The organism is Stenotrophomonas sp. GbtcB23 (genome assembly GCF_019091045.1).
In the GTDB taxonomy this organism is placed as follows: domain Bacteria; phylum Pseudomonadota; class Gammaproteobacteria; order Xanthomonadales; family Xanthomonadaceae; genus Stenotrophomonas; species Stenotrophomonas rhizophila_A.
The window spans coordinates 51,866-74,034 of the sequence record NZ_JAGXKC010000016.1 but is presented as its reverse complement, the minus strand read 5'-3'; the positions used below and the strand labels follow the sequence as shown (position 1 = coordinate 74,034).

Genomic DNA, 22,169 nt, shown 5'->3' with positions numbered 1-22,169 from the left:
GCGTCCGAATGAGATGAACGGTGGCAGGCCAGACAATTCCGAAGCCTAGTAATACCCGGACAAATTCAGGAAGAACCCCTTCGCTTCATACCGCAACTCGGTCAGGTCATCACTGAACTCGGTGAAGTTGTACCCCGCACCAATCTTGAAGTTCTGCCCCACCTGGCGGTCCACGCCCACCAGCCAGCCCTTCTTGTCGCCGCCCTCGCGCACGTCCAGCCAGCGGTACTCGCCCATCGCCTCCCACTGCGCGAACAACCGGTAGCGCAACTGCAAGGCGGAGAAGTTGACCCGGCTGTCCAGCCACGCGCCCTCGCCGCGCCCGGTGCGGTAATCGCCCCAGCGGCCGGCCAGCTTCCCGGCCAGCTCCCAACGGTCGCTGAGCTGCATCACTCCTTCAAACGAGACGATCTGCGATTTCTGGTCGTACACGTTGCCGCCTTCCTGGCCCAGCGACGCCACGTCGTAGAGATACGTGTACTTGCCGAAGGCCGCCCAGCGCGTGTTGTCGTGCGGACGCCAGGCAAAGCCCAGGTTGGACTCCACCAGCTTGGCATCGGCCAGCGGATTGCGCTTGTCATCCGTGTCGGCGTAGTTGGCGCGCAGCGCGATGCGCCAGTCCTCGTTGACCTTGTACAGCAGCCGGTTGGTGGTCACCCATTGCCGACGATCTTCAGCGCCTTCGTCGCGGCGGTATTCGAGCTTGCTCGTCCACTGCGTATCGGCATCGGTGCGGCCACCGCTGACGCTGTAGGCGCGGCGATCGACGCGCCCGGTCGTCGCGTCCAGTTCGCCGTCCATCACGCTGAAGCCCAGCGTCCAGCCCTGCGCGGGGTAGAAGTCCATGCCGAAGGTATGCACCAGCCCGGCGCTGTCGTCGCGGCGGTCCTTCAGGTACTGGCTTTCGTTGAACACGTTGACCTGGTTGCTCAGGCGCCAGCGCTGGCCGAGTGTCCAGCCCGACTGCAGCCCGGTGTCGTAGAGCGGGTCGGTGGTGGTCCGGTCGGTGCTGTAGCTGTAGTTGCCATAGAAGCTGTGCTCGGGGGTCATCCAGTACTCGCCCTCGAGCTTGGCGCCATCGCCGCGGCTGCCGCTGCTCACTTCCGCGCCCAAGCTGGAGCGGTCGCCGAACAGGTAGCGCGCGCCCAGCGTGGCCAGGTCGTTCTTCTCGTAGGCGCCGCTGTCGTCATCCACGGTCAGCTGCCCTACCCCGTACAGCTCCCACTTGGCACCGAAGCGCTGCCGGTAACTCAGCGCCGCCAGGGTGCCGTCCACGTCTGTACCGGCGTTCTCCTCGCGTACCCGCCGCAGTTCGGCACCGAGCTGACCGTCATTGCCCAGCCGCCAGTCCATGGTCAGCTGCGACTGCTCCACCGCCACCTCACCGCGCTCGGCGCGGCTGTGCCGGCCGTACAGGCTCAGGTTGTCGGTGAAGTAGCCCAGGAACTCGGCACCGTATTCCTCCAGCGCCAGCCCACTGTCCATGCGCGAGACCGAGAAGCCGGCGTCCACGTCGCGCCACCAGGCGCCCATGCTCCAATCCTGTTTTGTCCAGCCCAGCTCACGCAGGTTGGCCCGCGCTTCCACCGCGCGGGCGTCGCCCTTGCGGTCGCCGCTGACCGGATTGCGCTGGATGAAGCTCAGGCCGCCGTTGTCGGAGTAGAAGATCGGCGCGGCAGTGGCCTCGGTGCGGGTCTGCTCCAGCTTCAGGTAAGTGCCGCGCCCAGCCTGAAGGGTAAGGTCGGCGCCCATCAGGCTGTAGTCGTCGCCACTGCGGTTCTCGTCGACGTAGGTGCCGCCCACCGCCACGTGGTCGCCGAACCACTGCTTGCCGCGCAGCCCGGCGCTCACGTCGTCGGTGCTGAAGCCCAGCGGGATGTACTCGTAGTCCACCAGCAGCAGCTGGTCATAGCCATCCAGTGGCGTATCACGGGTCAGCGTGCGCACGTTCTCGCGCGTGATCTGCGACAGCGCGCGGGTCAGGAACAGGCGGCCCTGGATTTCATTGATCTCGTAGTCCACGCCGCGCTGCAGGTTGGTGCGCACTTCGGTGCGGCCGGTGGTACGGTCGCGCACCTCCAGCACCACCTGCTCCGAGCCGGGCAGCAGGTCGGTGTGACGCAGGTAGTAGAGGCTGCCGCCGGTGCCGAGGAACTCGGTGTGGCCAAGCGCGGACTGCGCCTCGGAACCGAAGGCCTTGAGCAGCGAACGCGGGTCGCCCAGCGGGGTGGTCGCGCGCGAGCGCCAGCTCACCGCCGCGCCGTACAGCGAACGCACGTACTGGCCGTACTCGGTGCCGGTGAAGCCAGTGGCGAAGTTGCCCCACAGCGCCTGGTTCTGGTCCCAGTCCACGCGCACGTACAGCTTGCCCTGCGTGTCGATGTCGCGATACGTGGTGGAGTCGTCACCGTATACCGGGTAGTACTGGTCCGGATCGAGGCGGCGGAACACGTCGCGGGCGTCGGCATCCAGGAAGCCGTCGAACAGCCGCTTCAGCTCGCGGTCGTAGGTGTCGGCCTGCGCGGTGACCAGGTACTTCCCGCGCAGCTTGCTCTTCAGGTAGAACGCCAACCGGCCTTCGCTGAGGAAGCTGTCGTCCTGGTCGCGGTCAGCGGCGAGCGGATCCAGGTTGCCGCTGGCGGTATTGCGCGACAAGGTCACGTCGGCCAGCGCCACCAGGAAGCGGTAGCTGCCGGTCACTTCCACGTCGAGCGTGCGGGTCAGCGTCGGCGCGTCCATGGCCTCCACCTGCACGGTGTACCGGTGCTCGCCGATCGGCTCCAGGAACTCGGCGGCGAACTTCTGCTCCAGGTCCACCGGGAAGCTCTGCCCGTTGATCATCACCCGTGCATTGGGGCTCAACCCACGCCCGTAGATCCGCACCCGCGAGCCATAGATCGGGATGTTCTGCTGGCGCAGCGCGTTCTGCCCGTAGATGGCATTGCTCAGCTGCTGGGCCTGCGCATCGTCGCCATCGAGCACGCGACCGAGGGTGCGCTGTACGTTGTCCCGCACCAGCTGGGTGCCGCGTTCGTAGTCGGTGGGCAGTACCAGCTGGAAGCGCTGCGCGTTGGTTTCATCGAAGGAACCATCCCGGCCATAGGCCCGGGCGATGTACTGCAGGTCATCGCCAACGCGCAGGTTGAGGTTTTCCGGCAACTGTCCGTCCCACTCGGTGTTGCCGACGTAGTCCACCGGCATCTCGATGCGCGCCAGCGGCGTAACCAGGTCGGTGTCGCTGCCGCGGTAAATCACCACTTCGAGGCGCTCGATGAACGAGGCGTAGTTGTTGTAGCCGTGGAAGCGCAGCGGCTTGGTCAGGCGGCCGTTCTCGAACGGGGCCATGGAGCCGGTCTGCACATTGAGCACCGGCGCCGACAGCGCCGGATCTTCGGTGGCCCAGACCACGGCGCCATCGGGGAGCTCGGTGGCCGACGCACCATTGGGTGCCGGCACCACCGCACCGGGTTCTGCGGGACCGGCGGGAGCATCCACCGCCGGACGCACCTGCAGCAGCAGGTCATTGCCTTGCCGGCAGCCGTCCACCCCGCACAGGGTAGTCGGCACTTCGGGCAGCGGTTGCGGCGCCTGCGCGTAGGTCATCGGCGACCACAGCGCCAACAGGAGCATCAGGGAGCTGAGTGAGGTCTTGCGGTTCATGGTCATCTCCTCAGCGGTCCGCACGGTCGGCGGGGCGGGCCGGCGCAGCGGGCTGCACCTGGACCTGCACACGGGCGGCAATATCGGCAGGCAGCCGTGGCAGCAGGGCCTTGCGCAGCACCTCGGCGCGCTGCCCGGCCAGTGCAGGCGTGGCCTGCCCGGCGGCTACGTTGACCTGTCCCCCGCCCTGCGCCTCCAGCGTGCGTGCTGCATGCGCCAGCACCGTCTCGGCAGCGGCGCCCAGCGTGGCCTGGCCGGGAACGAACAGCCCTTCCCCGACTTCCAGCACCGATTGCGGTGGCCCGGCGTTGAACCTGCCTTCGGGCAATGCGACGCCGAAGTCGAAGCGCACCGGCAACCCCGGGGTGATCCGGCGCAGCAGCGGATTGCGGGTCGTGAAGCGTGCGTCGGCCGGCAACGTGGTCGGATCGACCTTGAGGATGAAGTTGCGTCCGCGCGCCTGGCCACCGTTGATGCCGACCAGGTGATAGCGGCCGTACGCATCGGTTTCGATCACCAGGCCTTCCACCGATGCCACGCGGACACCGGGGATGCCACGTTCGCCTGCGTCCTGCACGCCGTTGCCGTTGCGATCGTTGAACACGCTGCCGATCACCAGGCTTTCGTCCAGCAGCGGGTCGCCGATCACCTCCACGTCGGCAGAGGCCACGTTGCTGATGGTGGTGCCCAGCACGTCATTGGCGGTGATGCGGTTGGTATGCACACCCAGCCCCACGCCCGCCCCCACCCGCAGGTAGTACACCAGCGTGGCCGATCCACCGGCGCGGATGTCCAGGCCGTCGATGCGCAGCGGTGCCACGCCGCTGGCACGTGCGGAATTGTCGATGTCCTGCGCCTCGAACCCGCCCGGGATGAAGGTGAAGCCACTGGGCAGGGTGTCGAACAGGGTGACGCCCAGCGCGTCGAAGTCGCCCATGTTCTCCACGGTGACCACATAGCGCACCACGTCACCCACCTTCACGCTGCGCTGGGTGGCCTGCTTGGTCAGGCGCAGCACCACCGCATCGGCGGTGACCACCACGTTGACCCAGCCTTCCACGCACACCGGGGTCGGCATCGAGGCATCGCAGATGTTGTAGCTGAAGTTGTCCAGGCCGCTGTAACCGACGAAGGCGGTGTAGATGCATTCGCCGTTGCCGCAGGTTGCGCGTCCGTTGCCCGCCGCCCGGCCCAGCCGCATCGATGCCGGGTTGATGCGAGCGCCGCTGGTGGTGAGGTTGTCCAGCAGCGGTACGGTGGTGGTGGTCCCGCTGAGCACGGTGATGTTCTCGTCCACCACGTCCACGTCATTGACCTGGGTCTGCACGGTGACCGTGGCACTGCTGCAGACCGCCGGCGAGGCTTGGTTGCAGAGGCTGTAGGTGAAGCTGTCGGCACCGCTGAAGTGGGTCATCGGGGTGTAGCGCACGCTGCCGTCAGGCAGCACCACCGCCGTGCCCATGGTCGGCGCGGTGGTGATGGTCACCGCCACCGTGCCCGGATCGACCGGCGCGCCATTGGCCAGGTCGTTGGCCAGCACCGGCACATCGACCGCCGTGTCCTGAGGCGTGCTGGCCTGGTCGTTGTTGGCCACCGGCACGCTGTTCGGCGCTGCCGCCAGGGTGACCGACACCGTACCCACCGCGCATACCGTGGGCTGCGCCACCAGGCAGATCTGGTAGGTGGTGGTGTAGGTCGTCCCGGGCGTACCGGCAGTGACGTCGACGCTGCCGTCGGGCTGGATGGTCAGCGCCGGGGTGTTGGTCGGGGTCAGCACCACCGTGGTCGGGTCCACGGGCGTGCCGTTCAACGTGTCGTTGGTCAGCACGTTGGTCACGCCGGTGGCGCCGCCCGGGGGCACGCCGGGCACGCTGTCGTCGTTGGCCACCAGGACACCCGCGCTGGCCAGGGTGACCGACACCGTGCCGATATCGCACACCGCCGGCTGGGCCACCAGGCATATCTGGTAGGTGGTGGTGTAGGTGGTGCCGGGCGTTCCCGCCGCGACGTTGACACTGCCGTTGGGCTGGATGGTGATGGCGGCGGTGTTGACCGGGGTCAGCACCACGCTGGCCGGGTCCAGCGCGGCACTGTTGTAGGTGTCGTTGGTCAACACGTTGGCCACGCCGTTGGCGCCGGCGGCCGGCACATTGGCCACCGTGTCGTCCACCGCGTCGAGCAGGCCCGGCGTGGTGGCCAGGGTGACGGACACCGTGCCGATGTCGCACACCGCCGGCTGTGCCACCAGGCAGAGGCGGTAGGTGGTGGTGTAGGTGACACCCGGGGTACCGGCCGCCACGTCCAGGCTGCCGTTGGGCTGGATGGTCAGCGCCGTGGTGTTGTTCGGGGTCAGCAGCACCGTGGCCGGATCGAGCGCGGCGCTGTTGAAGGTGTCGTTGGCGAACACGTTGAGCACGCCGAGCGCCCCGGTCGCCGGCACGTTGCTGGCAGTGTCGTCCACCGCATCGAGCAGCGCCGCGGTGACCGTCACGCTGACCGTAGCGGTGTCGCACACGTTGAGGTTGGGCGCGGGCAGGCACACCTGGTAGGTGAAGGTGTCGGTACCGGTGAAGCCCGCGTTGGGGGTGTAGCTGATGGTGTTGTCGCCGTTGACCACGGCGGTGCCGTTGGACGGCGGCACCGGCACGGTGAACACCGCGCCGACCGGCAAGGTGTCGTTGGCGGCCACGGCCAGTACCGTGGTGCCGGTCCCGGCGGGCAGCGCGTCGTCGGCCGCATCCGGGCGCACCGCGACCAGCGCGGTGGCCTGGGCGCAGTTGCCCGGCTGTGCGTTCTCGCACACCTGGTAGGTGAGCGTGGTCGCTGCCGGCAAAGTGCCCGGTGCCACGGTCACCACGCCGTTGGCGGCCATGCTGTAGCCCGGCACCGCGCCGACCAGCGAGGCGGTCACCGGCGTGGTTCCCGGAACGATCGGGGCGCCGTTGAAGGTGTCGTTGAGCAGCACGCTGGCGGTAGTGCCACCGGTCGGCGCAACCGGCGCGCCGCTGAAGTCATCGGCCTGCGCGACCAGCGCGCTGGCCGTCACCGTCAGGCTTACCGACGCGGTATCGCACACGCTGCCATTCGGTGCGGGCAGGCACACCTGGTAGGTGAAGCTGTCCGCGCCGGTGAAGCCTGCGGTTGGCGTGTAGCTGATGCTGCCATCGGGATTGACCACGGCGGTGCCGTTGGCCGGCGCGACCGGGACGGTGATCGTCGGGTTGAGCGGCAGCGTGTCGTTGGCGGTCACTGCAAGCACCGTGGTGGCGCCCGCCGTGGCCGACAGCGTGTCGTCCGCAGCGGCCGGGCTGACCGCCACCAGCGCGGTGGACTGTGCACAGTTGGTCGGCACGGCGGTCTCGCAGACCTGGTAGGTCAGCGTGACTGCAGCGGGCGTGGTGCCGGCCGCAACGGCGACGACACCGTTGGCGGCCATGCTGTAGCCCGGCACGGGGCCCAGCAACGACGCGGTCACCGGGGTCGTGCCGGGCACGATCGGGGTGCCATTGAAGGTGTCGTTGAGCAGCACGCTGGGCGTGCTGCCACCGGCAGCCGGTGCGATCGGGGTGCTGCTGAAGTCATCGGCCACGGCGGTGACCGTGGTGACAGCGACGGTGATCGAGACCGTCGCGCTGTCGCACACACCGGCACCCGGGGCGGGCAGGCAGGCCTGGTAGGTGAAGCTGTCCGGGCCGGTGTAGCCGGGGTTGGGCGTGTAGCTGATGGTGCCGTCGCCGTTGACGATGACGGTGCCGTTGGCCGGGCCGGCCGATACGGTAATTGTCGGATTGACCGGCAGGGTGTCGTTGGCGATGACGTTGAGCACCGTGGTGGTACCCGCCGCTGCAGTCAGCGTGTCATCAACCACGACCGGGCTGACCGCGACCACGGCGGTGGACTGCGCGCAGTTGGTCGGCACGGCCACTTCGCACACCTGGTAGCTGAGCGTCACCGCCGCCGGCGTGGTGCCGGGGGCCACGCTGACCACACCGTTGGTGGCCATGCTGTACCCGGTCACCGGGGTCACCAGCGATGCCGCGACCGGAGTAGTCCCGGGCACGATGGCAGCGCCGTTGAAGGTGTCGTTGAGCAGCACGCTGGCGGTGCTGCCGCCGGTCGCCGGTGCGATCGGTGCCGCGGTGAAGTCATCGGCCACCGCGGTGAGCGTGGTCGCGCTGACAGTGAGGGTCACCGTGGCGGTATCGCAGACACTGCCGCCCGGTGCGGGCAGGCACAGCTGGTAGGTGAAGCTGTCCGGGCCGGTGTAGCCGGCGGTCGGGGTGTAGCTGATGGTGCCGTCGCCATTGACCACGGCGATGCCGTTGCTCGGTGCGACCGGGAGGGTGACCACCGGGTTCAGCGGCGCCGCATCGTTGGCCAGGACGTTGAGCACGGTGGTGGTGCCGGCGGTGGCCGGCAGTGCATCGGCCACCGCATCGGGGCTGACCGCGACCACCACGGTGGCGCCGGCGCAGTTGGTCGGCACCGCGTTCTCGCACACCTGGTAGTTCAGCGTCACCGCGGCGGGCGTGGTGCCGGCCGCAACGGTGACGACACCGTCGGCGGCCATGCTGTAACCGGGCTCGACGGTGAGCAGGGTGGCGGTCACCGGGGTGGTACCCGGCACGATCGGCGCACCGTTGAAGGTGTCGTTGAGCAGCACGCTGACGGTACTGCCGCCGGTCGCCGGCGCGATGGGCGCGCTGGTGAAGTCGTCGTTGACCGCGGCAAGGCCGGTCAGGCTGACAGTGACCGCCACTGCAGCGGTGTCGCAGACGGACGCCCCCGGGGCAGGCAGGCACACCTGGTAGGTGAAGCTGTCCGCGCCGGTGAAGCCGGCGGTGGGCGTATAGGTGATGGTGCCGTCGCCATTGACCACCGCGACGCCGTTGGCGGGCGCAACCGCGATCGTGATCGACGGGTTGGCCGGCAGGGTGTCATTGGCGCCGACATTGAGCACGGTGGCGGTACCCGCCGTGGCCGGCAGGGTGTCGTCCACCGCGTCCGGGCTGACCGCCACCACGGCGGCAGCCGCGGCGCAGTTGGTCGGGACGGCGGTCTCGCAGACCTGGTAGTTCAGGGTGACCGCGGCAGGCGTGGTGCCCGGGGCCACGCTGATCACGCCGTCGGCGGCCATGCTGTAGCCGGTTTCCACGGTCAGCAGGGTGGCGGTCACCGGGGTGGTGCCCGGCACGATGGGTGCACCATTGAACGTGTCGTTGAGCAGCACGCTGGCGGTGCTGCCACCGGCTGCCGGGGCGATCGGCGTGGCGGTGAAGTCATCGGCCGCAGCGGTGAGCGAGGTCACCCCCACGGTCACGGCGACCGTGGCGGTGTCGCAGACACCGGCTGCCGGCGCGGGCAGGCAGACCTGGTAGGTGAAGCTGTCCGCGCCGGTGAAGCCGGCCGTGGGCGTATAGCTGACGGTGCCGTCGCCGTTGACGAGCGCCGTGCCGTTGGTCGGCGCGGCAGCCACGGTCACGGTCGGTGCAAGCGGGCCGGTGTCGTTGGCCAGCACGTTGAGCACGGTGGTGGCGCCGGCAGTGGCCGGCAGCGCGTCGTCGACCGCGTCCGGGCTGACCGCCACCACGGCCGTGGCACCGGCGCAGTTGGTCGGCACCGCGTTCTCGCAGACCTGGTAATTCAGCGTTACCGCCGCCGGCGTGGTACCGGCGGCCACGGTGATCACGCCATTGGCCGCCATGCTGTAGCCAGTGACCGGCGAAGACAGCGAGGCGGTCACCGCCGTGGTACCGGGAATGATCGGTGCACCGTTGAAGGTGTCGTTCAGCAGCACGCTGGTGGTGCTGCCACCGGTCGCCGGCGCGATGGGCGTGGCGGTGAAGTCATCGTTGGTCGCGGTGAGCGTGGTGGCGCTCACGGTCAGCGACACCGTGGCGGTGTCACACACTCCGGCACCCGGCGCCGGGAGGCACACCTGGTACGTGAAGCTGTCAGGACCGGTGTAGGCGCCGGCCGGGGTGTAGGTGATGCTGCCGTCGCCGTTGGCCACCGCCGTGCCGTTCGCGGGCGCGCCGACAACGGTGACCACCGGGTTCAGCGGTGCGCTGTCGTTGGCAAGCACGTTGAGCACGTTGGCGGTGCCGGCGGTAGCCGGCAGCGTGTCATCGGTCGCGTCCGGGCTGACCGCAACGAGCGCGGTGGCGGCTGCGCAGTTGGTCGGCAGCGCGGTCTCGCACACCTGGTAGCTCAGGGTCACCGCGGCAGGCGTGGTGCCTGGCGCCACGCTGACCACGCCGTTGGCGGCCATCGTGTAGCCGGTAACCGGACTGATCAGCGTGGCGGTCACCGGGGTGGTGCCCGGCACGATCGGCGCGCCATTGAACGTATCGTTGAGCAGCACGCTGGCGGTACTGCCGCCCGCCGCCGGCGGGATCGGCGACGCGGTGAAGTCGTCGTTTGTCGCGGTGACCGTCGTCGCCGTCACCGTGAGCGCCACCGTGGCGGTATCGCACACGCTGCCATGCGGGGCCGGCAGGCACAGCTGGTAGGTGAAGGCATCGGGTCCGACAAACGCACCCGTGGGCGTGTAGCTGAGCGTGCCGTCGCCGTTGACGACCACGTTGCCGCGGGTCGGGGCGGTGGTCACGCTGAGCACCGGGGTAAGCGGCGCCACATCGTTGGCCAGCACGTTGAGCACGGTGGTGGCGCCGGCGGCCGCCGGCAGCACGTCGTTGACCGCGTCGGGGCTCATCACCACCACGGCGGTGGCCGTGGCGCAGTTGCTGGGCAGCGCGGTTTCGCAGACCTGGTAGTTCAGGGCGATGGAACCCGGCAGCGTGCCGGCGGCCACGGAGATCACACCGTTGGCGGCCATGCTGTAGCCCGAGGCCAGCGTGGTGAGCGAGGCGGTGACCGGCGTGGTGCCCGGCACGATGGCCACGCCGTTGAAGGTGTCGTTGAGCAGCACGCTGGGCGTACTGCCGCCGGTGGGCGGGATCGGGCTGGCGCTGTAGTCGTCGTTGACCGCCACCAGGGCACCCGCGGCAATGGTGATCGCGACCTGTGCGGTATCGCAGGTGGCGCCGTCCGGTGCCGGCAGGCACACCTGGTAGATGAGCGTGTCCGCGCCGCTCTGCCCGGCGTTGGCGGTGTACTGCAGGGTGCCATCGACCGCGAGCACGGCAACGCCCTTGGTCGGCAGCTGGGTCACCGTGAAGGTGGCACCGGCGGGCACATTGTCATTGGCGGCCAGGTTGAAGCTGCCCGGCTGGGTGCCGGTGACGCTGGCCGTGTCATCGGCCGCATCCGGCGCGATCAGCACCTGTACGTCGGCCGTGTCGCAGTTGGTCGTGGAGCCGAGTTCGCACAGGGCATAGCTGAGCGTGGTGGCGCCAGCCGGGGCGAACCCGGCCACGGTGATGACACCGGCACCATCGATGCTGAAGCCGGCCGGTGCGCCCACCAGGTTCACCGTGACCTGCAGCGGATTGGCGGCGGCCCCGTTGAAGGTGTCGTTGCCCAGCACGCTGGGCGTGGTGCCGCCCACGCCCGGCGCGAACACCGGTGCGCGGAAGTTGTCGTCCAGCGCGTCGAGGGTGTTGGCGACCACGGTGATGTTCACCGTGCCGGTGGCGCAGGTGGTGGCGTCCGGCGCAGGCAGGCACACCTGGTACTGCGCGGTCTGCGGGCCGGCGGCAGCCGGCGTGTAAGTGAAGCTGCCGTTGGGCTGCAGGGTGAAGGTGCCTGCGGCGGGCGGCGTGAGCAGGGTATAGCCCGCGCCGGCCGGTGCGTTGTCGTTGATGCTGACGTCGCCCACCAGCGGTTGCCCGGCCGGCGTGGTGTAGGTGTCGTCGGCAGCCGCCGGGGCGATCAGCAGGGCCACCTGTGCGGTATCGCAGTTGCTGCCCGCGCCGGCTTCGCACAGCTCGTAGGTGAGGCTGACTGCACCGGCGGCGGCACCGGCGGGCACGTTGATGACCCCGGCGCTGGTGATGGTGAAGCCCGATGGCGGCGCGTTGACCAGGCTCAGGGTGACCTGGGCGGCGGTGACCGGGGCGGCGGTGACCGGGGCGGCATTGAAGGTGTCGTTGCCCAGCACGCTGGCGGTGCTCCCGCCGGTGACCGGCGAAATCACCGGGGCGGTGAACACATCGTCAACCGCGTCGATCGTGTTGGCCGCGATGATCACGCTCACCGTGGCCGTCGCGCAGGTGCCACCGTTCGGCGCCGGCAGGCAGACGCGGTAGTCGAAGGTGTCGGTGCCGCTGGTTCCCGGGTTGGCGGTGTAGGTGAGCGTGCCGTTGCCGGCAAGATCGATGGTGCCCAGCGTGGGCGCGGTAATGGCGAAATACTCCGAACCGACCGGTGCGTTGTCATTGGTCGCGATCGAACCGTTCACCGACTGCCCGGCCTGCACGTTGAAGGTATCGGCCAGCGCAGTAGGCGCGACCAGCAGCTGGACGTCGGCGTCGTCGCAGTTGGCCGGCACGGCGACTTCGCAGAGCCGGTAGCTGAGCGTGACCAGGCCCGACGGAATGTTGGCGGCGACGGCGATGGTGCCGCTGGTCGGGTCCAGGGTGTATCCCGGCGTGGTCGACAGCAGGGTCGCGGTCACCGTCCCCGGCACCACGGCGCTGCCATTGAGGGTGTCATTGCCCAGCACGCTGGGCGTGGTGCCGCCGGCGCCCGGGATGGCGGTGGCGAAGGTGTCGTCGTTGGCCAGCAGCGCGTTCGCGCCGAGCGTCACGGTAACGATCGCGGTATCGCAGACAGTGCCATTCGGTGCAGGCAGGCAGACCTGGTAGCTGAAGGTGTCGGTACCGGCAGCGCCCGCGTTGGGGGTGTAGGTGAAGGCGCCATCGCCGCCGATGACGGCAGTGCCCTGGGTGGCCGGGGTGACCAGCGAGAAGGCTGCGCCGGGCGCGGCAATGTCGTTGGTGCCCACGTTACCCAGCGCCGGTTGCCCTGCCCCGGGTGTGGTCACGGCATCGTCCACCGCATCGGGCCCGACCACCAGCTGCACGTTGGCGGTATCGCAGAGGGTCGGCGCGCTGGTGAGGCAGATGCGGTAGGCCAGGGTCACCGCGCCGGCAGCGGTGCCTGCAGGCACGGTGATGAAGCCGCCGGCGTCCATCACGTAGCCGGCCGGAGCGGTGATCAGCGTAGTGGTCAGATTGGCCGCGACGACCGGATTGCCGTCGAAGGTGTCGTTGGCCAGCACGCTGGTGGCCAGCGTGCCGCCGCTCTGTGCCGGCACCGGGGTTGCGGTGAAGTCATCGGCCACCGCGTCGATGACGCTGGCGTTGATGTTCAGCGTGACCGTGGCGGTATCGCACGCGGCGCCATTGGGCGCGGGCAGGCACAACTGGTAGCTGAAGGTGTCGGTGCCGGTCGCGCCTGCATTGGCGGTGTAGGTGAAGCTGCCATCGCCGAGCAGCTGCAGGGTACCCTGGGTAGGCGCGGTGCCGGTCTGGGTGAAGGTGGAGTCGACCACGTAGTTGTCGTTGTCGCGCACGTTGGCGACCAGCTGCGCGCCAGCCTGCACGGCGTAGCTGTCGTCCACGGCATTGGGCCCGACCACCAGCAGCACGTTGGCGGTATCGCAGTTGGCCGGCGATGCCTGTTCGCACAGCTGGTAGGTCAAGGTCACCGGGCCGGCGGCGGCGGTGGCCGGCACGTTGACGGTGCCATCGGCGGCAATGCTGTAACCCGACGGCGCACTGGTCAGCGACAGCACCATGTTGGCGGCCACGACCGGGACGCCGTTGAGGGTGTCGTTGGTCAACACGCTGGCGGTGGTGCCACCGGCACCCGGCGGCAACGGCGCGGCGCGGAAGTCGTCGTCGTTGGCAAGCAGCGCTGCGGCCTGCACGGGAATGGTGGGGGTGGTGGCGGTGTTGTCGCCCGGGGTCGGGTCGGTGGTGCCCAGCGGCGGGGTGATGGTGGCCACGTTGGCGGCGATGGTGGCCGGCGTTGTGGTCGGCGCGGTGCCGTTGACCAGCACCACCAGGACTTCACCGACGCCGACGTTGACGCCGATGTTGACGCTGCCGGTGCCCGATGCCGCCGCACACTGCGTGCTGGGCGAGACCACCGCGCAGGTCCAGCTCACTGCGGTCAGCTGCGCCGGCACGCTGTCGACCAGCGTGGCCCCCACCGCCTGCGACGGCCCCTGGTTGCGCAGCTCGATGCGGTACTGCACCGCGCCGCCGGCGGCGACCGGCGTGGGCGTGGTGATGGTCTTGATCACGCTCAGCTGCGCGCTGGCGGCCAGCGTGTTGCTGTCGCTGCTGGTGTTGTTGCCCGGGGTGGGATCGGAGATGTCGGCCGGTGCGGCGACCGTGGCGGTGTTCACCAGCGGATTGCGGTAGGCCTGCGCCTGCGCACCGCTCGCGGCCAGGGTCGTCAGCAGGATGCCGGCCAGCGGCAGCGCGCGGGCGCGCAGGCAGCTTTCAGCGAGCTGGGAAAGGAAGCGTCGGGCGCTGGCGGTCGACATGCAGGAATCCTCGAAAGCAGCGCGCAGGCATTCGGCCGCGCACCACGTGTTGCGACGTTGCTGTCGGCGCGCCACCGGGCGCGCCGGGTGGATACGGCTAGTACGCGGCAGGGTCGGCGCTGAAGATCACCGGCACGGTGATCGTTGCCTGCCCGCCGTTGATCAGGTCCACACCCAGGCTCACCCCATTGGTTCCCGCCGCACCGCCACTGGCGGCGCTGCAGACGCTTCCCGCCGACGCGATGCAGCTCCATGGCGCGCTCAGCGTGGCGCCGGCCGGCAAGGTGTCGGTCACCTGCGCCGCCGTGACCGGATCTGGCCCGGCATTGCTGACGGTGATGACGTAGCTGGCGGTTCCGCCGGGGGTATAGGAACCGCTGCCATCGGACTTGGTGATCGACAGATCGGCCTGGCGCGTGCGGTTGGTGATGCGGCACACCACGTTGAGCGGCTGCGCCGACAATGCCGGCGAGGTGAAATTGAAGTTCTGCCCGGTACCGCTGGTCAGCGTGGTGCCGGCCTGGTCCTTGCACTCCCAGGTGCTGGCGTAACGCGCAAGCACCGTGGCGGTGCCTGCGGTTTCAGCCAGGGTGTAGACCGTGCCGGGCGTGGTGACCACCGCGGTGGTGGCGCCGTTGTTGCCGACATTGGCCACGCTGGCCAGTACCGTCGCGCCCTGGGCGACACTGAGGTTGAACAGTCCGGGGTCGGTGGTGGGTGCCAGCGTCTTGACCAGCTGCACGGTGGCCGCGCAGCTCTGCGAGATGCTTTCGACGGTGAATACGGCCTGGCCGATGCGGATGCCGAGCAGGCCCAGCAGGTTGTCCACCACGCCGCCAAGCACGGCGCTCAGGACCGGTGCGATGACGGTGTTGATCACGCCGCGCAACGGCGTCAGCAACGCAGGAATGATGGCGTTGACGATGCTGTTCACCGGCAACGGCAACTGGATGAGGTTGTTGACAAGCCGTACCACCGGCGTGCCGCTGGTGATCTGGATTTCGAGCGAGTTGACCAGCGAGGTGACCAGTGCCGTGGCGGTCACCGTGCCGCTGCTCAAAGTGCGTGTCTGTGGATAGGGACCGTTGAACACCACGGACTGGGTGGATGGGGTGCCGGTGGCCACAGCACGCAGGGACACGGTCAGCGGCACATCGACATCCGCCACTTTCAGACCGCTGAGCAGGTTCACGCCCACCGTGACCGCAAGCGACGTGGCGCTGATCGGGGTCACGCTGGCGGGGGTGAGCACGGCGCTGCGGTTGAAGAACACCGCGTCGCTGATGGTGCCGATGTACAGGTTGACCAGGCCCGGCCGTGCCTGCAGGGTCACCGCGTTGCTGGCCAGGTTGACCGCGTTGATGGTGCCTTCGGCGCGGGCGACATCGGCATACACGGACAGATGCAGCAGCGAGGCGGTGATGCTGGTGCCGGCCAGCGAGACCAGGCCACCGACGTTGAGCCCATTCAACGCGGACACCAGCGGTGCGATGTTCAGCCCCTGTGCGACGTCGAAATCGAATTTGAGGCGGATCGCGGCGCTGTGGAAGCCGGTGCCGACCGGGCCGCAGTTGTACACCGGCGGCTCGACCACCTGCGCCCAGACGCGGACGTTGGCCAGGCCGCCGAGACCCAGCGGCGCGAGCTGCGCGGTGGTCAGGGTGATCGGCGTGGGCGTGGTCACCACGTTGCGGAAGTTGTACAGCTGCACGCCACCGGTGATCAGGTCCAGTACGTCCAGGTTGACGTTGGCCAGCGAGCCGGGCGGCAGGCTCACCTGCAGCAGGTCGGCCAGGCGGATGTTGCCGGTCAGGCCGCTGAGCGATGGCGTAAGCAGGTTGAGTGCGTTGGCGGCCAGCGTGTTGCCGTCAGCCTGGAGCACTGAAACCAGCGCGGCCTGCAGCTGGCCCAGGGTGATGTTGGCGTTGAGCACCTGGCTGGGGTCGCTGACCGCGACACCCCCGTTGAGGCGGGTCAGCAGGGCATTGAGATTCACATCGGCACCGGCGATGTGGTTCCAGTCCACTGCGGTGATATTGATATTCGTTCCGGGCAAAAGCGTCGTGAAAAGCAGATTCAGGACCGGACTCTGGGTGCTGTCCACCTGCGCAAGTCGCGGACCAGCAGAAACACAGGCGCCATTTGCCGTGCACGCGTCCTGGGCATTTGCGACAGTGAAAATGCTGGATAACGCGAGCCCCATCACAATTAATGCGGAGATACTGACAATCCTGAACCGCACTAACACCCTTTTCACACCTGAAACATTATCCATCGGCCATCCCCCGGTCGTGGCCGCAGCACTCCATCCCGGGTAGGAAAATGCCTACCATGGGTGACCGGGTGCTGGCCTGTCTCGTTCAGATTCTGCCGGCGGACTTTCTGGCCGGCATGGAGGATTAACTACGTGGACGGGCGACAATCGTCAAACCGGCCAGTAGTTTTACTGAGGGAAGTTTGGCTGTCGCTGCGGGTTTTACGGATGGGTAACCCTGCGGTGCCAACGACGGACAGCGATTCTGTACATTCTGTTGAAAGAATTGCTGTCTCGTTAGTATCGATAACCATCCACCACTCAAGGAACGGGAAGGGGATTGCCATGCTCACGATGTCAGACCGGATCCGTGGGGCGCGGACCAGTGCAGGGCTGTCGCAAACGCAACTCGCGAATGAAACTGGCGTGAAAAGAAGTGCGGTAGCGCAATGGGAAAGAAAAGAGGGCACGCATCCGAGCGTCGAGCACCTGGCCCGCATTGCGGTGGTGACGCAGGTGCGTTTCGAGTGGCTGGCCACCGGGCGGGGCTGCGGCAAGGCCGATGGCGGCGAGTTGAGCGCCGCGGCGCCCACCGCCGATTACGCGCGCAACGACCTGGAGGGCAACATCCTGTCGCTGTTCCGGCGCCTGCCGCCGCGCAAGCGGCAGGTGGCGCAATCCATCATCGAAATGCTGGGTGTGTAGACAACGACGGTAGGTAACGACTGTTGGTCGTTACGCCGACATCGGCGGCAACGACCAGTCGATGCCGCCCAGGCCCCGTCGCTCCAGGTACTGGTTGGCCGACGAGAAGTGTCGGCATCCCAGGAAACCGCGATGCGCCGACAACGGCGATGGATGCGGTGCCTTGAGCACGCGGTGGCGGCCGGTATCGATCACCTTGCCCTTCTGCTGGGCGTAGCTGCCCCACAGCAGGAACACCAGGCCCTCGCGCTCGCGGTTGAGGGTATCCACGACGTGGTCGGTGAAGCCTTCCCAGCCGCGTTTCTGGTGGGAGCCGGCCTGCCCCTCTTCGACGGTCAGCACCGCGTTGAGCAGCAGCACGCCACGGCGGGCCCACGGCAGCAGGCAGCCATGGTCGGGGCGTGGCAGGCCGAGGTCGGCTTCCAGTTCCTTGTACATGTTCAACAGCGACGGCGGCACCGGCACGCCGGGCATCACCGAGAAGCTCAGGCCATGGGCCTGGCCCGCACCGTGGTACGGGTCCTGGCCCAGGATGACTACCTTGACCTGGTCGAACGGGGTGGCGTCGAACGCGGCAAAGATCTGTGGGCCTGGCGGGAACACGTGCGCGCCGGCCGCCTTGCGCTGGCGCAGGAAGGCCGCCAGGTCGCGCATTTCGGGGCGCAGCAGGTAATCGCCAATACGCGCCTTCCAGCTCGGTTCAAGCTGGATGGTCGGGTGTACGTCGTCGTTCATCGCACCAGGGGTTTGTCGTTGAGGCGTGACAGGCGCAGCTGGAACAGCACCTTGGTGACCAGCAGGCGCTCTTCGATCGGCTTCTGCACCAGGTCGTTGGCGCCGGCCTGCAGCAGCCCGGACTGGTTGAGCGGGTTGCCGTCGCCGGTCATCACCAGCACCGGCAGGCGCCGCTTGCCGTAGCCGAAGTCCACGCGCACGCGCTCGACCACATCCAGCCCACTCAGCTCGCCCTTCAGGGTGACGTCGGTAAGCACCAGGTCGATGCGGTGGCTGCTGCGCCCCAGCGATTCGGCGGTGAGCAGTGCGAACGCCTCTTCGGCGGTCATCACGTGCAGCACGTTCAGGCTCTGCCGTTCGAGCATGCGCTTGGTCGCTTCGGCGACCACGCGGCTGTCTTCCACGTACAGGATGGTGGCGCCGGGAATGGTTTCCGGCTGCACATAGCCACGGATGAAAGTCGCCAGGGCTTCATGGCCCAGCGCCTTGTCGAAATAATCGGTGACGTAATCGGTGAAACGGCGCTGCTCAAGGTGCTGCTGGGCATCACCGGAAACCACGATCACCGGCACGTAGGCCTGCCCGGCGGTTTCGCGTACCAGCCGGGCCAGGTCCAGGCCATCGCCATCACTGAGCGTCAGCGAGGTGGTGACCAGGTTGACCGGACCGGCGGCCAACGCCATGCGCGCATCTTCAATGCTGGCGCAGCCCACCACCTCGACCGCCGGCAGCTCGCGCTGCAACACGTCGGCGATGAGCTTGCGGACCAGCTTGGAACCATCGACCACCATGACGCGTGGTGCGTCGTCGACCAGGTGCTTCAGTACTTGCGGACGCATGCAGGGCAGGCCTCAGGTTTCGGTCGGACGGGTCTGGCGCAGGAAATGCCCCGTCACCAGCCACGCGCCCAGCCAGCCCAGCACGACAGTGCCGACCAGCACGAGCGAAGAATGCAACAGGTCCAGCCCATGCAGCACGAAGGGGCTGGCATAGCTCTGCGACAGCGCGGCCAGTGGCGGGCGCAGCGCGAGCCCGGCCCCACCGACCAGCGCCAGGGCCAGCGCACCGGCACCCAGCCCGTACCACGCGCCCAGGTAAAGGAACGGGCGGCGGATGAACCCATCGCTGGCGCCCAGCAGCTGCAGCACGCCGATTTCATCGCGGCGCGCCTGGATATCCAGCCGCACCGTGTTGCCGACCACCAGCGCCGCGCCCAAGCCCAGCAGCACCGACAGCACCTGCACCAGGCGCGTGCCGAAGCCCAGCCAGGCATCCAGGCGCTTGCGCCACAGCGCATCGTGCTGGACCAGATCGGCCTGCGGCATGCCTTCCAGCGACTGCGCCAGGCGTGCGTCGTCTGTACCGTTGGCCGGGGTGATGATCAGCAGCGATGGCAACGGGTTGTCGTGCAGCGCATCGATGGCTTCGCCCAGCCCGGCGCTGTCGCGCAGCTCGGCCAGGCCTTCGTCCGGCGAGCGCAGGGTCACCCCGGCCACATCGGCGCGACCGCGCAGCGTGTCGGCGACCTGACGGGCGGCGGCGGCGTCGACGTCGGTCTTCAGGAACAGGTTGATGTCGCGCGACTGCTGCACGCTGCCGGCGAAATGCTTGAGGTTGTCAAGCGCGATCGACAGCCCCAGCGGCAGGGCCAGGGCGAGCGCCATCACCATCACGGTCAACAGCGTGGCCCACGGCTTGCGCCAGGCACGGCCCAGGCTGAACACCACGCTGTGGCCGTGGTGGTGCAGCCACACGCCCAGGCGCGACGGCGCCGCGGCTTCCTTGTTGGTGGCGGTACTCATTCGGCCAGGTCCTGCGGCGAGATGTCGTCAATGAGCTTGCCGTGGTCCAGGATCAGCACGCGCTTGCGCATGGCGCGCAGCAGCGCCAGATCATGGCTGACCACCAGCACGCTGGTGCCGCGCTCGGGCAGTTCGGCGAACAGCGCCATGATTTCAGCGGCCAGGGTCGGATCGAGGTTGCCGGTGGGTTCGTCGGCCACCAGCAGCTTGGGCTCGCCGACGATCGCGCGGGCGATGCCCACGCGCTGCTGCTCACCCGCCGACAGCTGAGACGGCAGCGCCTTTTCCCGATGGCCAAGGCCCATGCGCTCGAGCACCGAACGCACGCGCTTGCCGATATCGCCCCGCCGGGTACCGCGCAGGATCAGCGGCAGGGCCACGTTTTCGGCAATGCTGCGGTCCATCAGCAGGCGGTGGTCCTGGTAGACCGCACCCACCGCGCGACGGTGGTGCGGGATATCGCCGCCGCGCACCTTGAGCAGGTTGCGCTCGTCGAACACCACCGCGCCACGGCTGGGCCGTTCGTCGAGGTGGATCAACTTGAGCAGGGTGCTCTTGCCGGCGCCGGAGTGCCCGGTCACGAACAGCATTTCACCGGGTGCGACATCGAAGCTGACGTCCACCAGAGCCTGGTGGCCGCCCGCATAGTGTTTGCTGACATTGTCAAAACGCAGGACGCTCATTCCTCCGATTATGCAGGAGGAGGATGGCGGCGTGGGAACGGCGTGTCGCCCGGCCACCGGCCGGGCGCTACCGTTGATCGGTTTTGGAATGCCGCCCCACCAACGGTGGGGGGCTACGCGGTAGGTAACGACCGTTGGTCGTTACGCCCCTGAAAGCATCCGGCGGATCTTGCGGCCGATGCGGGTCAGGAAGCCTGCACCCGGGTCGGCGGCCGGCGCGGTGTTGCGCATCGGCTTGGCGGTGACCTGCACCGGCGTGACCGACTGCGCGGCACCCTCGGCACCTTCCACCGGACGACCGTGGCGACGGCGGCGGCGCTTGCGCGGTGCACGCTCGCCCTCGGCCGCACCTTCCGGCGCACCTTCGGCGCGCGGCGGGCGCGGTGCCTGGGCAGGCTTTGCAGCCTCCACCGGTGCGGCGCCTTCCACGGCCACAGCGGGCTGCTCGCCTTCCACGCGCGGCTTGCGCGGGCCACGCGGACGGCGTTCGCCGCTGCGCTCACCACTGCGCTCGCCACGGCCACCGCCGGAACGGCTGCCGCTGGACGACCGACCGCCGCCGCGACGCTCTTCCTCTGCGGCGCGGGCTTCGCGCGCTTCGCGGAAGATCTGGCCGACGCTTTCGTTCTCGTCGCCTTCCTCGCCCGGCGCGGCCGGTGCGCGTTCCGGACGCGGCAGCGCGGTCAGGATTTCGCTGGTGACCGCTTCCACCGGGATCTTCTGCTCGATGTAGGCCTCGATATCCGGCAGGCCCATCGCGTAGCGTTCGCAGGCGAAGCTGATCGCATCGCCTTCCTCGCCCAGGCGGGCGGTACGGCCGATGCGGTGCACGTAATCTTCGGCGTCGAACGGCAGGTCGTAGTTGTAAACGTACTTGATGCCGTCGATGTGCAGGCCGCGCGCGGCAACATCGGTGGCCACCAGGATTTCCAGCTGGCCCTTCTGGAAGCGGTTGAGCAGGCTCTCGCGCTTCTTCTGCGGCACATCGCCGGAGAGCACGCCGACGCGGTAGCCGGCCTTCTCCAGCGAGCGCGCCACGCGCTCCACGAACACCTTGGTGTTGACGAACACCATGGTGCGCGCGCCTTCGCTGCGCGAGAGCAGGCCCAGCAACAGCGGGATCTTCTCTTCGTCGGCCGGGAAGTAGATGCGCTGGCGCACGCGCGCGGCGGTGATCGATTCGCTTTCCACCACCAGCTTCTGCGGCTCGTTCATGTGCTCATAGGCCAGCTCCAGTACGCGGTGGCTGAGCGTGGCGCTGAACAGCAGGGTCTGCCGGGTGGTGCGCTCGGGCATGCGGCGCAGCAGGAAGCGGATGTCCTTGATGAAGCCCAGGTCGAACATGCGGTCGGCTTCGTCGAGCACGCAGATTTCGCAGGCGTGCAGCGAGACCACCTTGTGCTGCTTGACGTAATCGATCAGGCGGCCCGGGGTGGCGATGATCACGTCCACGCCCTGCTGCAGCAGTTCGCGCTGCTTGTCGTAATCCACGCCGCCGTAGACCAGCGCAAAGCGCAGGCCGAGATCCGAGCCGAACTTCACCGCATCCTTGTGGATCTGGATGGCCAGTTCGCGGGTGGGCGCCAGGATCAGCGCGCGCGGGTCTTCCGGCTTGCGGTCGGCCAGCGCCGGGCGGGTCAGCAGCCGGTTCACCACGGCCACCAGGAACGCCAGCGTCTTGCCGGTACCGGTCTGGGCCTGGCCGGCGACATCGCCGCCGGGCAGTGCCACGGGCAGGGTCAGCGCCTGGATCGGGGTGCAGCGGGTAAAACCAGCGCCTTCAAGGCCAGCCTGCAGGGCCGGATGCAGCTCGAAGGAGGAGAAGGTCAAATCGGTCAGCGGTTTGTCGCTCATGAGTCCGTCTTGGTAAG

General features: G+C 68.4%; 9 protein-coding genes. 1 reads left to right on the top strand and 8 read right to left on the bottom strand.

The window, feature by feature from the left end; translation table 11 throughout:
• Positions 1–45: 45 nt before the first annotated feature.
• The 3 genes from KVS69_RS08915 to KVS69_RS08905 form a co-directional block, all read right to left on the bottom strand.
• Positions 46–3,660 (bottom strand): hypothetical protein, encoded by a 3,615-nt coding sequence (locus KVS69_RS08915; protein ID WP_217537805.1) that lies wholly within the window; start codon positions 3,658–3,660, stop codon positions 46–48.
• A 10-nt stretch (positions 3,661–3,670) separates the two neighbouring features.
• Positions 3,671–14,119 carry an Ig-like domain-containing protein gene (locus KVS69_RS08910; protein ID WP_217537804.1) on the bottom strand — a complete coding sequence of 3,483 codons (10,449 nt, stop codon included), beginning with the start codon at positions 14,117–14,119 and terminating at the stop codon, positions 3,671–3,673.
• 97 nt (positions 14,120–14,216) lie between these two features.
• A complete protein-coding gene (locus KVS69_RS08905) occupies positions 14,217–16,145 on the bottom strand; it encodes a DUF11 domain-containing protein (protein ID WP_217537803.1) in 1,929 nt (642 codons plus the stop codon).
• Between the two features lie 573 nt (positions 16,146–16,718).
• Between KVS69_RS08905 and KVS69_RS08900 the strand changes: the two genes are divergently transcribed.
• Positions 16,719–17,078: a helix-turn-helix transcriptional regulator gene (locus KVS69_RS08900; protein WP_217537802.1), complete on the top strand. Its 360-nt coding sequence runs from the start codon at positions 16,719–16,721 to the stop codon at positions 17,076–17,078.
• A 30-nt stretch (positions 17,079–17,108) separates the two neighbouring features.
• On the opposite strand, the gene ung is transcribed toward KVS69_RS08900, so the two are convergent.
• The 5 genes from ung to rhlB form a co-directional block, all read right to left on the bottom strand.
• A complete protein-coding gene (ung, locus tag KVS69_RS08895) occupies positions 17,109–17,813 on the bottom strand; it encodes a uracil-DNA glycosylase (RefSeq protein WP_093534854.1) in 705 nt (234 codons plus the stop codon).
• The gene (locus KVS69_RS08890; RefSeq protein ID WP_068854238.1) at positions 17,810–18,652 is read right to left on the bottom strand and encodes a response regulator; all 843 of its coding nucleotides are present in this window, start codon (positions 18,650–18,652) and stop codon (positions 17,810–17,812) included. Before KVS69_RS08890 ends, ung begins: the two co-directional genes overlap by 4 nt.
• 12 nt (positions 18,653–18,664) lie before the next feature.
• The gene (gene ftsX / locus KVS69_RS08885; RefSeq protein ID WP_093534856.1) at positions 18,665–19,615 is read right to left on the bottom strand and encodes a permease-like cell division protein FtsX; all 951 of its coding nucleotides are present in this window, start codon (positions 19,613–19,615) and stop codon (positions 18,665–18,667) included.
• Positions 19,612–20,298, bottom strand: a complete 687-nt coding sequence (ftsE, locus tag KVS69_RS08880) for a cell division ATP-binding protein FtsE (RefSeq protein WP_068854240.1) — start codon at positions 20,296–20,298, stop codon at positions 19,612–19,614. The genes ftsX and ftsE overlap by 4 nt, the downstream gene beginning before the upstream one ends.
• Before the next feature lie 141 nt (positions 20,299–20,439).
• Positions 20,440–22,152 carry an ATP-dependent RNA helicase RhlB gene (rhlB, locus tag KVS69_RS08875; protein ID WP_184125885.1) on the bottom strand — a complete coding sequence of 571 codons (1,713 nt, stop codon included), beginning with the start codon at positions 22,150–22,152 and terminating at the stop codon, positions 20,440–20,442.
• Positions 22,153–22,169 lie beyond the last annotated feature (17 nt).